The organism is Veillonella seminalis (genome assembly GCF_003992065.1).
In the GTDB taxonomy this organism is placed as follows: domain Bacteria; phylum Bacillota; class Negativicutes; order Veillonellales; family Veillonellaceae; genus Veillonella_A; species Veillonella_A seminalis.
Genome location: NZ_RQUZ01000007.1, coordinates 88567 through 103815, shown reverse-complemented (window position 1 = coordinate 103815; position 15249 = coordinate 88567). Strand labels below are relative to the sequence as shown.

The following is a 15249-nucleotide window of genomic DNA, read 5'->3' as shown; positions in this document are numbered from 1 at the left end:
CTGCTTGATGAAGTATATATATTATCTCAGCCTGGGCTCTAATTTGGGCGATCGTGAAAAATACTTAACTGATGCGGTTGAAGGTTTACGTCGTCATGAGGCGATTGATTCCGTGACGACTTCAAAATGGCTTGAGACGGAACCTTGGGGGAATACTAATCAGGGCCCGTTTTTAAACGGTGCCTGCAAGGTTGTAACTACCTTGGAACCGGAAGCTTTGTTGGATGTTATGCAGGCTTTGGAAAAGGCAGCTGGTCGGGAACGTCTTATTCATTGGGGGCCGCGTACCCTTGATCTGGATATTGTGTGGGCGGAAACCGAAACCGGTGATATAGTGAACGTTCAAACCGAACGACTTCAAATTCCGCATCCTTATTTGTGGGAGCGCGCTTTTGTATTGATACCGCTTTCGGAATTATATCCTCAGTTCAGGTATCATGGGGAGTCGATTGAATCGAGAATAGCGGCATTGGCAGACGCATAAAGCCGAACCGGAAGCGTTGATTTATGACGTAAGGGTCTGTAATGATTGGAGTGGTAGTAAAGTCAAGTTGTCTGATGACCAACATTTCATTGAAGGACTTCGATATTGGTGTTATAATAGGCTCATTTAGACAGTGCAAGACGATGAGGAACCGGACTATGGCAGAGGAGATAAAACGAAGCCCCGTGAGGGGACGACAGGAGCGCCCGAAACGCAGTAAAATAATAATGTGGTTACAGATTCTTGTTGTTGCGTTAGGGGCTATTTTTATTTTGCGAACGATGTATGATATTTATGCTATTAAACAGCAGCAACATCAATTGCAAATTCAAATTGAAGAATTAAAGAAGAGTAATGAAGCGTTAGAGCAGGATAAACAGCGTTTGCAGGATCCGCAAGCGATTGAAGATGTGGCTCGTGACGAATTGGGGCTTGTCAAACCGGGCGAAGTACCGTATGTGAAGTAGACTGTACGAGCGATAATCGGCACAGCAGACAGTAATCTGACAGGGGATTTGCTTATTGTCATGCAAGCCGATACATTCGTGAAATATCAGTTGACAAGGTTTTTCATACACCTATATAATTAATTTAGTGTGCATGTATTACGGCACAACGTTTTATTAGTAGTTTAGGAGGACATTGGGTTAGCATGGCCATTGAAGTCGGTAGTGTTCTTGAGGGCACTGTTACGGGGATCACGAAATTTGGTGCGTTTGTAGACTTAGGTAACAAACAAACGGGTTTGGTGCACATTTCAGAAGTAGCGAATGAATATGTGGAAAATATTTCGGATTTTATTAAAGAAGCAGACACAGTTAAGGTTAAAGTTTTGAGTGTGGATGAAAAAGGTAAGATCAGCTTATCCATTAAGCAAACATTACCTAAGCCGGAAGCTGCGCCAAGAGCGCCAAAAACTGACAATCGTGAACCTAGAGAAAGAGAATTCCGCCCTCGTCAACATGACGGGCATGCTCGCAGTGCTCACGATGGCAATCGCCGTAATTCTTTTGAACGCAAAAGCGGCGGTATGTCCTTTGAAGATAAGATGAGTCGCTTCTTAAAAGACAGCGAAGAACGATTGACGGATTTAAAACGTAATACGGAATCCAAACGTGGCGGTCGTGGAGGTCGCAGAGATTAAGCAGTGAGATGATGCGAAGCTTCGCATCATCTTTTTGTTTTAGGAGGAAATTATGGCAGATACAGTATTAAAAGCGGCGATTGTTGATTTAGGCTCCAATTCTTTACGTTTATTGCTTGGTACCTATGACGGTGAGACCTGGCACAATGAACCGAAACGTTTGTGGACCACACGGCTGGGTAAACGCGCTGCTGACGGCCAATTAACGGAAGAGTCTATGGAACGCAGTTTAGCAGCGTTGACTGAAATTAAAACTCTCATTGAAAATTACGGTGCTATGCGTGTCGTAGGTGTGGCTACCAGTGCCGTTCGTGAAGCGGCTAACGGTAAGGAATTTATGGCCAAAGCGACAGCGGTTTGTCCGATGGAACCGAATGTTATTACCGGCGAAGAGGAAGCGGCACTCGGTTTTGCCGGTGCTATCAGCTCATTCCCCGGAGATGATCGCCATTTCGGGTTAATCGATATCGGCGGCGGCAGTACGGAAATTGCGTTAGGTACAAAGGATGGTGCTTATTGGAATCGTTCCTATCCGATTGGGGCGGTGCGTCTTAAAGACCGTTCCGATGAAGGGCCGCAAGAAGTATGGCAGGAAACTCGTCCTTGGTTTGATCCGTTGCTGATTGAAGGTCTGTTCGGTGAGTTTATTGCGGTAGGCGGTACGGCCACGACTTTGGCGGCCATGTATTTAAAAATGACGGAATATAATCCGGGACTTATTCAGGGGCATCAATTGACTCGGGCCGTAATTGAAGGGATGATCTTGGAACTTCGCTATATGTCGGCGGAAGAACGTTTACAGGTACCCGGGTTACCGGCCACGAGAGCGGATATTATTGTGGCGGGTGCCGAAATTTTAACATCTTTCATGGATTGGCATGAAATTCCCCATGTCATTGTGAGTGAGCGTGACGGCATGGAAGGCATGCAACAACGATTGGTAAAATAAATATTGGTATAATAAACAGAAGTACAGAATATATTTTGTACTAAACAGTTTAGTGAGCTAAACGATTTAGTGAGGCGTAAGGAGGTGTACACATGGCGATGACGGGCTCAAACAATACGGATGGTAAATTTAAAAGTGTTTTTGAAGCTAAAGTAGCTGCTTTTGAAAAAAAACGGGGAATGGTGCCCGGTGGCAGTAAGGTATTGGTAGCCTGCTCCGGCGGTCCTGATTCGATGGCTTTGCTACACTGGCTGATTACGAATAAGGGCTTGGAAACGGAAAGCGCTTTGTCAATCGGTGTGGCCTGTGTAGATCATTCCTTACGACCTGAAAGTAAAGCGGAACTCAGAATGGTTAAGCAGTATGCGGCGGACTATGGCTTAGCTTTCTATCCGTTGGTGATTGATGCCGGGGTTGAAGCAAAGGCATCCGGTGAGTCTGTTGAAACGGTGAGCCGTCGTTTGCGTTATGAATTTTTTAGAAAGATATGTCGCAGTGAGGGCTATGAATATATAGTTACGGCTCATCATGAAAATGACCAGGCGGAAACAATTTTAGCTCATTTGATACGCGGCAGCGGCACGGCCGGTTTACAGGGCATGCAGGTGCTTGCGGGCGATATATGGCGTCCGTTTTTAGGCGTCACGAAAAACGATATTTTAGGCTATGTCAAGGAATCGGGCCTGCCGTTTGCACTTGATGCGACAAATGATGAACCGATTTATATGCGCAACCGCTTGCGCCTTGAAGTCTTGCCGTTATTGCAGCAGTTTAACCCCAATATCGTGGCCGTGCTGGCACGCTTGGGTGAGCATGTGAGCGCCGATGAAACGTATCTTACGGCCGAAACAGAGCGAAGATTTAACGAACTGTGTTCTGTTTTTAAAAAGGCTGCCGACGGTACGCCGTATTTGGAGTTAAAACGTCATGAAGTGGCCTCTTTGCCTGATGCTCTGTTTTATCGCTTATGGCGTTATATTTTCGGCCTTTTTGACACGGGCAATACGTTTAGTTCGGCTCATGTTGAAGAACTGCGGCAAGTGATAAAGGGACAAAAAAGAAAACTATTTATGTGTTCACAGGTGAAGGTTGCGGCACAATATGATATAATACAAATTGGACGTTTAGTAGTAACTGATTTGATAACGCACCGTTTTCAAGTGACGGGTTTGCGTGCTTTGTCTTGGTCGGGGCCGGCAGAGGAGCCGATGCCTTTACAGACCGGTGAAAATCTGTTGATTCCGCGTTATCTGGCACCGAAAGGGCCGGTGATTCGGCACAGACAACCGGGCGACCGCATAGTGCTTCGACGGCGTGACGGCCGTATATGGGGGCACAAAAAGTTAAAAGACTGGCTTATAGATTGTAAAGTGGCGACTGAGGAGCGTGATGCTTTATGGTTTGTGTGCGGCGATAAAGTAGTATTTCAAACAGTGAAGCCGAAGACGACCACAATTGTGTGGGATGAGCAAACGACTGAATATTGGGCTTGTTCTATCGAGGAGGAGAAGTAAATGTTGGATTCCATTAAGGAAGTATTAATCACTGAAGAAGCCTTGCGGGAACGTGTTGCCGAATTGGGTAAACAAATTTCTGCTGATTATAAAGGCGAGGACGTAGTTCTCGTGTGCGTATTAAAAGGCGCCGTAGTATTTTTTGCCGATTTGGCGAGAGCCATCGAAGGCAATGTGGCTTTGGATTTCATCTCCTGTTCCAGTTACGGCAACAGCACTGAAAGCAGCGGTGTAGTTCGCATTTTAAAAGACTTGGACAAACCGGTGGAAGGTAAGCACGTTATCGTTGTAGAAGATATTGTGGATACGGGGAATACGCTTCATTATTTATTGGAAAACTTAAAATCCCGCAATGCGAAGAGTGTTCGCTTGGTGGCCTTGCTTAACAAACCTGATCGTCGCACGGTCGATGTGCATGTGGATTATCAGGGGTTTGTGGTTCCCGATTACTTTGTGGTTGGTTACGGCCTTGATTATGCTGAAAAATATCGCAATTTGCCATATATCGGCGTACTCAAAGAAGAAGTGTATACGACTAAATAATGAATGACTATAGTCAATGTATCTGATAAATACATTGTATGTTAATCTAAAATATGGTAATATGTTTGTCAGAATATATTTTTTCGATATAGTAGTGATAAATAAATCATATTGAGACATTTTTGAAAGGGGTAATAGATTGGGTCGTTTTATGAAAAATGCACTGTTGTACATTTTGATTATTGTGGCGGCGGCTACGGTTATCAATTCGTTCTCCAGTACAAATACGGCAAAGTCAGAGATTAGTTACACCAGCTTTTTACAGCATGTAACACAGAAGAAAGTAGACAGCATTACCATCACGGATAACCATGCCATTGTAGGTAAGCTTAAGAACGGTACTGAGTTCAGCACTTACGCACCAACCGATCCTACTTTAATGAATCAGCTGACTACAAATGAAGTGCAAATCACTGCAAAACCACCGGAACAACCTTCTTGGTGGATGGGCTTATTGAGCTCTGTATTGCCAATCTTCTTGTTGATTGGTGTTTGGTTCTTTATCATGCAGCAGACACAAGGCAGCGGCGGTCGTGTTATGAACTTTGGCAAAAGCCGTGCCAAAATGCAGGGTGAAGGCAAAGTTAATGTAACATTTAAAGATGTGGCCGGTGCGGATGAAGCAAAACAGGAATTGGAAGAAGTTGTAGAATTCTTGCGCAATCCGGGCAAATTTAATGCCATTGGTGCTAAAATTCCTAAAGGGGTGCTTTTATTCGGACCTCCGGGCACAGGTAAAACTTTATTGGCTCGTGCCGTAGCTGGTGAAGCGGGCGTACCGTTCTTCAGTATCAGCGGTTCCGACTTCGTAGAAATGTTCGTCGGGGTCGGTGCATCCCGTGTACGTGACCTCTTCGGTCAGGCTAAGAAAAATGCGCCTTGTATCATTTTCATCGACGAAATTGATGCGGTAGGTCGTCAACGTGGTGCCGGTCTCGGCGGCGGTCATGATGAACGCGAACAGACCTTGAACCAATTACTCGTTGAAATGGACGGTTTCGGCGCTAACGAAGGTATCATTACCATCGCAGCGACTAACCGACCTGATATCTTGGATCCGGCTTTACTTCGTCCGGGTCGTTTTGACCGTCAGGTTACGGTTGATAAACCGGATTTACGCGGTCGTGAAGCTATCTTAAAAGTACATGCTCGCAACAAACCGTTGGCTGAGGATGTAAATTTACAAACCATTGCCAAAAAGACACCCGGTTTCACCGGTGCCGATTTGAGCAACTTGTTGAATGAAGCCGCTTTATTGGCAGCTCGTCAGAATCGTAAACAAGTTACCATGGCCGATCTTGAAGAAGCCAGTGAAAAGGTAAGTTACGGTCCGGAACGCCGCAGCCATGTAGTAAGCGATAAAGAACGTCGCTTGACGGCGTATCATGAATCGGGTCATGCGATTGTGGCACATTTGTTGCCTGATGCCGATCCGGTACACAAAGTAACAATTATTCCGCGCGGTCGTGCCGGCGGTTACACAATGATGTTACCTGTAGAAGAACAGAATTATATGACAAAATCTCAGATGCTTGCACGTATTCGTGTAGCCTTGGGCGGTCGTTGTGCCGAATCTCTCGTATTGAAAGAAATCAGTAGCGGTGCTTCCGGTGACTTACAACAAGTTACCAACATCGTACGTCATATGATTACTCGTCTCGGTATGAGTGAAGAATTGGGACCACTCGTATTCGGTGAACATCAGGAACAGGTGTTCTTAGGCCGCAGCTTAGGACATGAACGTAACTATGGTGAAGCCGTAGCTGAAAAAATTGATGCGGAAATGCATAAAATCGTTTTAGAAGCTTACAATGACGTAATGAAATTGTTATCCGATAATATTGAGTTCTTGCATAATATGGCGAATGTACTCTTGGAAGAAGAAACTATCGATCATACTCAAATCGAGAATTTGTATAAATACGGAACCATTACGGACCCAAATACAGTGGAAGGAAATGGCGCTAAGAGTGCGTTGGAAGCAGCGGGAATTATCGTTCCCGATGCGATTGCTACCGAATCTGAAGGTAAATCCGGTGCATCGAACGGCGACACAACTGACGCAAATAAATAATAATCGGTATACACCGATTGGCATAGGGCCGCCGGTTAGGCGGCCCTTTTTCATAAAGGAGGCATCGATTAGGATGAGGGATGCAATTTTGGAGCTGCTTCGTGAGAATAAAGGTGAATTTGTTTCGGGCCAACGCATGTCGGAACGTTGTGAAGTTTCACGTACAGCTATTTGGAAACATATTGAAGCATTGCGTAAAAAAGGGTATACTATTGAATCATTCACTAAAAAAGGGTATCGCTTGGTGAATGAACCGGACCTCATGAGTCCGCTTGAAATGGAATCGGTTTTGACAACGAAAACTTTCGGTCGCAATTATCATTATGTTCCAAGTGTTGAATCCAGTAACTCTGTAGCTCGTGAATTGGCTGCTAAAGGGGCTCCGGAAGGCACTGTGGTGGTAGCGGAAGAACAGGTAGCCGGTCGCGGCCGATTAAACCGCGGGTGGTTCTCGCCATACGGTAAAGGTCTTTGGTTCAGTATCGTATTGCGTCCGTCATTTTTGCCGATTGAAGCTCCTAAATGTACCCTTATGGCAGCAGTAGCTCTCATTAAGGCGTTTCGTCGTTTAGGTCTTAACACGGCCGGTATCAAGTGGCCGAATGATATTTTGGTAAATGGTCGTAAATTAGTAGGTATTTTGACCGAAATGAACGGCACCATGGAAGCTATTGCTTATATTGTTATGGGCATCGGCATCAATACGGGCAGTACGCAGGACGAATTACCTGAATTTATTAAAGACGTAGCCACGTCGTTTGCCATGGAAGGCGTCGAAGTTGACCGTCGTGAAGCTCTGAATGTTATTTTAGAAGAGATGGAAAAGCAGTATAATAAAGTGTTGGCGGAAGGTTTTGACAGCACTTTGGCAGAATGGAAAGAATTTAGTATTACCTTGGGTAAAGACGTAGAAGTTCGTGCACCGGGGAATACGTATGAAGGTAAAGCCGTCGACCTTGATCGTGACGGTAATCTTATGATAGAACGTGCTGATGGCTCCGTAGAACGAGTGGTGGCCGGTGACGTATCCATACGACCAGCACATAAAGTAGGAGGCTGACATAAACATGTTATTAGTGGTTGATGTAGGTAATACAAATATTGTTCTCGGCGTATATAAGAAGAAAGAGTTGGTCGGTCATTGGCGCATTTCTACAGACCGTGTGCGTACGACCGACGAATACGGCGTATTGTTGATGAATTTATTTTTTCACGATCGCCAAGTGAATATTAACGACATTGAGGCAATCATTATTTCATCGGTAGTACCGCCGTTGATGCCTACATTGGAGCGCGTTTGCTTGCGCTATTTTAATGTTAAACCTATCATTGTAGGGCCGGGTACCAAAACAGGTATGGCGATTAAATACGATAATCCTCGCGAAGTAGGGGCAGACCGTATTGTGAATGCCGTGTCGGCTTATGAAAAATACGGCGGACCGTTGATTGTTATCGATTTCGGTACGGCTACGACGTATTGTGCTATTTTGGCAAACGGCGATTATATCGGCGGTGCCATTGCACCGGGCGTGCAGATTTCGGCGGAAGCACTCTTCCAACGAGCCGCAAAATTGCCGCGTATTGAAGTGAAAAATCCGGGCCAGGTTATCTGTAAGAGCACGGTAACTTCCATGCAGTCCGGTGTCTTATTCGGTTATGTAGGTCAGGTGGAAGGCATCGTGGCCCGCATGAAAAAAGAAATGCCGGAAGGCGTTAAGGTCATCGCTACCGGCGGTTTAGCTCATTTAATCAATGCGGAAACAGACGTAATTGATTATATTGAGCCGATGTTGACCCTAGAAGGATTACGATTGTTGTATGAAAGAAATAAATAATTCGACCTGGTATATCGGTAATGTACCGATTAAAGGTCGGGCTGTGCTGGCTCCTATGGCGGGGGTCAGCGATATTGCGTACCGGCTCTTGGCGAAAGAGCAGGGGGCAGCTTTGGTGTGTACTGAAATGGTAAGTGCCATGGGGATTAAATACGAAAATGAGCACACGAAGGATTTGCTCTTTATGGAAGAGGTTGAACATCCCGTATCGATGCAAATTTTCGGCTCCGATCCCGAGGCGATAGCCTTGGCGTCCCAAGTGGTAGAACGAGCCGGGGCCGATATTGTAGATATCAATATGGGCTGCCCGGTTAAAAAAGTGGTATCCTCCGGTGACGGTTCCGCGTTGATGAAAACGCCCGATTTGGCGGCTCGTGTGGCGGAAGCAGCGGTAAAAGCCGTAGCTGTGCCGGTTACGGTTAAAATGCGACTCGGCTGGGATGATACATCTAAAAATGTACTCGATTTTGCCAAACGAATCGAATCGGTCGGTGTAGCGGCTGTCGCCGTTCACGGTCGTACCCGTGAGCAGATGTACATGGGAGAGGCTGACTGGTCCTATATTAAAGACGTTAAAGCAGCTCTTGCGATTCCCGTGCTCGGTAACGGCGATATTGTGGATGCTCTATCCGCTAAAGCCATGCTTGATGAAACGGGCTGTGATGCCGTCCTCATCGGTCGCGGTGCTCAAGGAAATCCGTGGATTTTTAACGAAGTGAATCAATACTTGGAAAACGGTACGTTAGTGCCGAAACCATCGGCACGTGAACGTTTAAATATGTTATTGCGTCATTTTGAACTATTGTGCAAGTATAAGGGAACGGCTTTAGGTGTTCGTGAAATTCGTACGCATGCGGGCTGGTATATTAAAGGCTTGCCGGAAGCCGCCAAATGGCGTAATCGAATCAATACATTGTACACGGAAAAAGCCTTTAAAGAGGCGATTGCAACCTATGCATCCGAATTATCTATCTAGTAAATTTGCACGGCAGTTAAATTGACAATGCATTAAAATTATTGTTATAATATTACGTAAATTACGTTTTAATACGTAAATATATGTGATGTAAAGCAAAGGTGTCAGTGTATGACACTTTTTCTTTATAGCTGAACAACTATTGAAAGAGGAGTCCTAATATGGCAGAAGTTAAAGAAACACTGTTAACAGCAGAAGGTCTTAAAAAACTTGAAGAAGAATTAGCGTATTTTAAATCGGTTCGTCGTATCGAAGTAGCGCAACGTATTAAAACCGCTATTGAATATGGCGACATCAGTGAAAACTCTGAATATGATGATGCAAAAAATGAACAGGCTTTTATCGAAGGTCATATCATTGAATTAGAAAATAAAATCAACACGGCTAAAATCATTGACGAAAAAACCCGTAAAAACGTTGTTTCCGTGGGCAGTAAAGTTAAATTGTTAGATCAGGAATACGATGAAGAATTGGATTATGTAATCGTCGGTTCTTCCGAAGCGGATCCGTTCAACAACCGCATTTCCAATGAATCGCCGGTAGGCAGTGCTATTCTCGGCAAGAAAAAAGGTGCTACCGTTGAAGTAAATACACCGGACGGTGTGGCTACTTTTAAAATTTTAGCGATCAGCTAATAGGGCCGGAGCCGGTTAATAAGGTACCGCCCATAAAATATACCCATAAAAGTTCTCAAAACTGTTATACTATAAGTAAGACCGTTTTTGAGCAGATAGAGTTAGGAGGCCATGTAAGTGAGCGAAGAAAAAGCGACTACAGTACAAGAACAACAACAGGAATTAAACGATCAAATGTTAATTCGTCGCGAAAAACTTGCGCAATACGAGGCGGACGGAGTGTATCCTTTTGGCCAGCGTTTTGTGGTACAGCAGCATGCGGCAACAATAAAAGATAACTTCCGTGATTTTGAAGATCAGCCGGTAACCGTAGCCGGTCGTCTTATGACGATTCGATCCCACGGTAAAACGGCATTTGCCAATATTCGTGATTTAACCGGTGATATTCAGATTTATTTGCGTAAAGATATTTTAGGTGAAGATGATTATAAACATGTCAAAATGCTTGACATGGGCGACATCGTAGGCATTGAAGGCCATGTATTCCGCACGCATATGGGCGAAATCACCATTAAAGTTAATAAACTTACATTGCTTTCCAAATCTTTGCGTCCGTTACCTGAAAAATGGCACGGTTTAAAGGATACGGAACTTCGTTATCGTCAACGCTATGTGGATTTGATTGTAAATCCGGAAGTGCGCGATACTTTTATCAAACGTACCCAAATTGTGGCTAAAATGCGTCAGTATATGAATGCTCACCAGTTCATGGAAGTGGAAACACCAATGCTTCACGCGATTCCGGGTGGTGCTGCGGCTCGTCCGTTCATTACGCATCATAATGCGCTTGATATCGATATTTACATGCGTATTTCCCCTGAATTACACTTAAAACGCCTTATCGTAGGCGGTTTGGAACGCGTATTTGAAATTAACCGTTCCTTCCGTAACGAAGGTATCGATAATCGCCATAATCCTGAATTCACCATGATGGAATCTTACCAGGCTTATGGTAATTTCGAAGATGCCATTATGTTGACTGAAAATATCGTGGCTTACTGTGCTCAGGAAGTTCTCGGTACGACTAAAATCAACTACCAGGGCACTGAAATTGATTTGACTCCGCCTTGGAATCGCATTACCATGCAGGAAGGCATCAAGAAATATACAGGCGAAGATTTCGACGCTGTTGAAACTATTGAAGAAGCACGTGCTATTGCGGATCGCTTGAATGTGGAATATACGGAACGTGACGGTATCGGTAAAATCATCAACCTTTGCTTCGAAGACTATGTAGAAGAAAACTTGATTGAACCGACCATCGTTTACGGTCATCCGTTGGAAATTTCTCCATTGGCTAAACAGAACCGTGAAAAACCATTGACTACCGAACGTTTCGAAGCATTCGTTTACGGTCGTGAATTGGCTAACGGTTATTCCGAGTTGAACGATCCTATCGATCAGCGTCAACGTTTTGAAAAACAGTTACAGGAACGTGCAGCCGGTGATGACGAAGCGCATCGTATGGATGAAGACTTCGTAACCGCTTTGGAATACGGTTTACCGCCAACAGCCGGCCTCGGCATCGGTATCGACCGTCTCGTTATGTTCTTAACTGATTCCGCTTCCATTCGTGATGTATTGTTATTCCCACTCATGAAACCGGAAACAGATGCGAAAGCAGCCGGTGCTGAAGAAGCTGAAAGAGCAGATAAAGAATAACGGCATAGTCCCAGTAAATTAAGACATAATGTAAATAAATAATAAAAAGTCGGTAACAGTTTAACTGATACCGGCTTTTTTCATGGCAAAAACTGTGCAGATGTGGTATGATTAAGTGTAATTAATAATACATTGTGCCATTGGGCACGCATTTTAAGTAAGAGGTTATGGATATGTTAGATTTACGTTTCGTTAGAGAAAATCTGGAAGCAGTACAGCAAAACTTGGACAATCGCCATACCACCGGCGATTTGGAAAACTTTGCCAAATTGTATGATTTGCGCAAGGATTTAATTCAAGAAGTAGAACAATTAAAAGCACAGCGCAACTCAGTAACCGCAGAAATCAGTGCGTTAAAACGCAATAAAGAAAATGCGGACGACAAGATTGCGGAAATGCAGAAAGTGGGCGACAAGATTGCTGAGCTTGACGGCAAAATTCGTGAAACTGAATCTTCACTCCAAAACATTGCCCTCATGTTGCCTAATATGTGCGATGCATCCGTACCGGTAGGGGAAGATGAAAATGACAACCCTGAAATGCGTCGTTGGGGCAAACCTCGTGAATTTGATTTCCCTATTCAGGCTCACTGGGACTTAGGTGAAAGCCTCGATATTTTAGACTGGGAACGTGCCGCCAAAGAAAGTGGTGCCCGTTTCACATTCTATAAAGGTTTGGGAGCCCGCTTGGAACGTGCGTTGATTAACTTCATGCTTGATCTTCACACCGAAAAACAGGGATATACCGAAATGATGACACCTTACATGGTAACTCGTCAGACTTTAACCAACACAGGGCAATTACCTAAATTTGCCGAAGATATGTATAAAGTAGAAAATACAGAATACTTCCTCATTCCGACTGCTGAAGTTACTCTTACTAACTTCCATGCCGGTGAAATTTTGAGCGCCAATGAATTGCCTAAATACTACACGGCATTCACCGCTTGTTTCCGTGCGGAAGCCGGCTCGGCCGGTCGTGATACACGCGGTCTCATTCGTCAGCATCAGTTCAACAAAGTTGAAATGGTAAAATTCGCTACACCTGAAACTTCTTATCAGGAACTCGAATCTTTGACGGATAATGCGGAAGAAGTATTGCGTTTATTGGAATTACCGCATCGTGTAATTACTCTTTGCACCGGTGATATCGGTTTCGGTTCCGCTAAAACATATGACGTAGAAGTTTGGATGCCGGCTCAGGATTGCTATCGTGAAATCTCGTCTTGCTCCAACATGACCGATTTCCAAGCTCGTCGCGGTAATATCAAATTCCGTCGCGATGCGAAGAGCAAACCTGAATTCATTCATACATTGAATGGTTCCGGTTTGGCTGTAGGTCGTACGGTTGCCGCTATTTTGGAAAACAATCAGGAAGCTGACGGTTCCGTTCGCATTCCTAAAGTTTTACAGCCATATATGGGTGGTGCAGAAGTAATTAAACCTGTAAAATAAAAGTATAAGGCATGAGGTCTGACAAATGTCAGACCTTCTATGTGCATTATGCAATTTCAGAAGGCACCCGAGCAGTCGTATTGACCGGGAGCTTCGGCTGACCGAGGTAGCGTTTCGTCTGATTTGAGATGACGCTTCGGCCGACTTGAGGTAGTGCTTCTGAACTGTATATAATTCAACGTTCTACAGTGTTTTTAAAAAGGAGCTCTTATGAAAATTTTTATTGATACTGCCAATTTCGATGAAATTAAAGCTGCTTATGAAATGGGCTTTATTGCCGGGGTAACAACCAACCCATCTTTGATCGTTAAAGAAAAACGTGATCTTAAAGAAGTAATCAAACAGATTGCCGAACTCGTTGACGGTCCTGTAAGTGCTGAAGTTATTGCAACTACGGCACCTGAAATGGTTAAAGAAGCTCATGAACTCGTTAAATTGGGTAAAAACGTAGTTATCAAAGTACCTATGACGGAAGAAGGTCTTAAAGCCGTTTCCGTACTTCACAAAGAAGGCATTAAAACAAATGTTACTTTGATTTTCTCCGCTAACCAGGCTTTATTGGCCGCACGCGCAGGGGCTACTTTCGTAAGTCCTTTCGTAGGTCGTATCGATGATATGAGCATGGACGGCATTACTTTGATTGAAGATATTGCCGAAATCTTTATTATGCATGACATTAAGGCTGAAATTATTGCCGCCAGTGTACGCACACCAATGCATATGACGCAGTGTGCGAAAGCGGGCGCTCATATTGCCACGGTGCCATACAAGGTGTTAACTGCCTCGATGAAACATCCTTTAACGGATGCAGGTCTTACCAGATTCTTAGCAGATTGGGAAGCAGCCAACAAATAATTAAGGAATCGTGTTGCCCTGCTGTGTAAGAGGGCATTTTAAGGAGGTAAAAACTGTGGATAGAACATTAGCTTTGGAATTTGTACGTGTAACAGAAGCGGCAGCGCTTCGCAGTGGTCGTTTGCTTGGTCGCGGTGAAAAAGACGGCGCCGATCAACTCGCTGTAGATGCTATGCGTCAAACCTTTGATACAGTACCTATTTCGGGTACCGTTGTTATCGGGGAAGGGGAAATCGATGAAGCCCCTATGCTTTACATCGGTGAAGAAGTAGGTGCCGGCGGGGAACCTGTGGATATCGCGGTGGATCCGATTGAAGGTACGAATCTGATTGCTAAAGGTCAAAATGGTGCTATCGCAGTATTGGCAATCGCTCCTAAAGGCGGTTTGTTACATGCTCCTGATATGTACATGCAAAAACTTTGCGTAGGTCCTCGTGCTAAGGGCGTTATCGATTTGAATGCCAGCGTGACTGAAAACTTACGTCGTGTAGCTGAAAAAATGGAACGCGGTATTGATGATATGACTATTGTTATGCTCGATCGTCCGCGTCATGAAGCCATTATGCGCGAAGCTCGCGAAGCCGGTGCCCGTATTCGTTTGATCACCGACGGCGACGTAAATCCGGCTATGGAATGCGGTCTTGAAGGTTCCGGTATCCACATGGTTATCGGTACCGGCGGTGCGCCTGAAGGCGTTTTGGCAGCGGCTGCCCTAAAATGTACGGGCGGTGATATGCAAGCTCGTTTGTTGCCTGAAAATGACGAAGAAGTTCGTCGTTGTCATGCTATGGGTATTACGGATTTAAATAAAGTGTTGACCATTGATGATTTGGTACATGGGGAAGATGTTATTTTCTCCGCTACCGCCATTACGGAGGGCAATATCTTGTCCGGTATTAAATACTTTGCCGGCGGTGCGCGCACGGAATCCGTTGTAATGCGTTATAAAACCGGTACGGTTCGTTTCGTAGATACGATTCATCGCTTGGATCGCAAATTAAAATCCATGAAAGCAAAATAAGCTTTCACATGCATGTAAACGGCAAATTGCCATAATCAAAAAGAGTATACAAAACGGCTCTATATCGTAAGATATGGAGCCGTCTTTTTCTGCTTTGACGGAA

15 protein-coding genes are annotated in these 15249 nt (G+C 44.6%); all 15 read left to right on the top strand.

Features of this window, described 5'->3' with window-relative positions:
• Window positions 1–7 precede the first annotated feature (7 nt).
• The 15 genes from folK (at window position 8) to glpX (ending at window position 15146) form a co-directional block, all read left to right on the top strand.
• Complete coding sequence (gene folK, locus EO126_RS06075; RefSeq protein WP_127007966.1) at window positions 8–484, top strand: 2-amino-4-hydroxy-6-hydroxymethyldihydropteridine diphosphokinase; 477 nt, start codon at window positions 8–10, stop codon at window positions 482–484.
• A gap of 158 nt (window positions 485–642) precedes the next feature.
• Window positions 643–951, top strand: coding sequence for an FtsB family cell division protein (locus tag EO126_RS06070; RefSeq protein ID WP_127007964.1), 309 nt, complete (start codon window positions 643–645; stop codon window positions 949–951).
• Window positions 952–1136: 185 nt separating this feature from the next.
• Window positions 1137–1628: a S1 domain-containing RNA-binding protein gene (locus tag EO126_RS06065; RefSeq protein WP_006556379.1), complete on the top strand. Its 492-nt coding sequence runs from the start codon at window positions 1137–1139 to the stop codon at window positions 1626–1628.
• Between the two features lie 52 nt (window positions 1629–1680).
• A complete protein-coding gene (locus tag EO126_RS06060) occupies window positions 1681–2577 on the top strand; it encodes a Ppx/GppA phosphatase family protein (RefSeq protein ID WP_127007962.1) in 897 nt (298 codons plus the stop codon).
• Window positions 2578–2669: 92 nt separating this feature from the next.
• Window positions 2670–4091, top strand: a complete 1422-nt coding sequence (gene tilS, locus EO126_RS06055) for a tRNA lysidine(34) synthetase TilS (RefSeq protein WP_127007960.1) — start codon at window positions 2670–2672, stop codon at window positions 4089–4091.
• On the top strand, window positions 4092–4634 hold the full coding sequence (hpt, locus tag EO126_RS06050; RefSeq protein WP_006556382.1) for a hypoxanthine phosphoribosyltransferase: 543 nt from the start codon (window positions 4092–4094) through the stop codon (window positions 4632–4634).
• Window positions 4635–4773: 139 nt separating this feature from the next.
• Window positions 4774–6708, top strand: a complete 1935-nt coding sequence (gene ftsH, locus EO126_RS06045; protein ID WP_192496428.1) for an ATP-dependent zinc metalloprotease FtsH — start codon at window positions 4774–4776, stop codon at window positions 6706–6708.
• A 73-nt stretch (window positions 6709–6781) separates the two neighbouring features.
• Window positions 6782–7768, top strand: a complete 987-nt coding sequence (locus tag EO126_RS06040; RefSeq protein WP_127007958.1) for a biotin--[acetyl-CoA-carboxylase] ligase — start codon at window positions 6782–6784, stop codon at window positions 7766–7768.
• Window positions 7769–7775: 7 nt separating this feature from the next.
• Complete coding sequence (locus EO126_RS06035) at window positions 7776–8543, top strand: type III pantothenate kinase (RefSeq protein ID WP_006556385.1); 768 nt, start codon at window positions 7776–7778, stop codon at window positions 8541–8543.
• Window positions 8527–9519 (top strand): tRNA dihydrouridine synthase DusB, encoded by a 993-nt coding sequence (dusB, locus tag EO126_RS06030; protein ID WP_006556386.1) that lies wholly within the window; start codon window positions 8527–8529, stop codon window positions 9517–9519. The genes EO126_RS06035 and dusB overlap by 17 nt, the downstream gene beginning before the upstream one ends.
• Window positions 9520–9680: 161 nt before the next feature.
• Window positions 9681–10154 (top strand): transcription elongation factor GreA, encoded by a 474-nt coding sequence (gene greA / locus EO126_RS06025; protein ID WP_006556387.1) that lies wholly within the window; start codon window positions 9681–9683, stop codon window positions 10152–10154.
• Window positions 10155–10271: 117 nt separating this feature from the next.
• The gene (gene lysS / locus EO126_RS06020) at window positions 10272–11816 is read left to right on the top strand and encodes a lysine--tRNA ligase (RefSeq protein ID WP_127007956.1); all 1545 of its coding nucleotides are present in this window, start codon (window positions 10272–10274) and stop codon (window positions 11814–11816) included.
• Between the two features lie 173 nt (window positions 11817–11989).
• Window positions 11990–13270: a serine--tRNA ligase gene (gene serS / locus EO126_RS06015; RefSeq protein ID WP_127007954.1), complete on the top strand. Its 1281-nt coding sequence runs from the start codon at window positions 11990–11992 to the stop codon at window positions 13268–13270.
• A gap of 210 nt (window positions 13271–13480) precedes the next feature.
• A complete protein-coding gene (fsa, locus tag EO126_RS06010) occupies window positions 13481–14125 on the top strand; it encodes a fructose-6-phosphate aldolase (protein ID WP_127007952.1) in 645 nt (214 codons plus the stop codon).
• 55 nt (window positions 14126–14180) lie between these two features.
• On the top strand, window positions 14181–15146 hold the full coding sequence (gene glpX / locus EO126_RS06005) for a class II fructose-bisphosphatase (RefSeq protein WP_006556391.1): 966 nt from the start codon (window positions 14181–14183) through the stop codon (window positions 15144–15146).
• The last annotated feature ends 103 nt before the right edge of the window (window positions 15147–15249 follow it).

Excerpts from the sequence above, each read along its gene's own strand:
- folK (WP_127007966.1), top strand. The coding sequence starts at position 8 with ATGAAGTATATATATTATCTCAGCCTGGGCTCTAATTTGGGCGATCGT.
- EO126_RS06070 (WP_127007964.1), top strand. The coding sequence starts at position 643 with ATGGCAGAGGAGATAAAACGAAGCCCCGTGAGGGGACGACAGGAGCGC.
- EO126_RS06065 (WP_006556379.1), top strand. The coding sequence starts at position 1,137 with ATGGCCATTGAAGTCGGTAGTGTTCTTGAGGGCACTGTTACGGGGATC.
- EO126_RS06060 (WP_127007962.1), top strand. The coding sequence starts at position 1,681 with ATGGCAGATACAGTATTAAAAGCGGCGATTGTTGATTTAGGCTCCAAT.
- tilS (WP_127007960.1), top strand. The coding sequence starts at position 2,670 with ATGGCGATGACGGGCTCAAACAATACGGATGGTAAATTTAAAAGTGTT.
- hpt (WP_006556382.1), top strand. The coding sequence starts at position 4,092 with ATGTTGGATTCCATTAAGGAAGTATTAATCACTGAAGAAGCCTTGCGG.
- EO126_RS06040 (WP_127007958.1), top strand. The coding sequence starts at position 6,782 with ATGAGGGATGCAATTTTGGAGCTGCTTCGTGAGAATAAAGGTGAATTT.
- EO126_RS06035 (WP_006556385.1), top strand. The coding sequence starts at position 7,776 with ATGTTATTAGTGGTTGATGTAGGTAATACAAATATTGTTCTCGGCGTA.
- dusB (WP_006556386.1), top strand. The coding sequence starts at position 8,527 with ATGAAAGAAATAAATAATTCGACCTGGTATATCGGTAATGTACCGATT.
- greA (WP_006556387.1), top strand. The coding sequence starts at position 9,681 with ATGGCAGAAGTTAAAGAAACACTGTTAACAGCAGAAGGTCTTAAAAAA.
- serS (WP_127007954.1), top strand. The coding sequence starts at position 11,990 with ATGTTAGATTTACGTTTCGTTAGAGAAAATCTGGAAGCAGTACAGCAA.
- fsa (WP_127007952.1), top strand. The coding sequence starts at position 13,481 with ATGAAAATTTTTATTGATACTGCCAATTTCGATGAAATTAAAGCTGCT.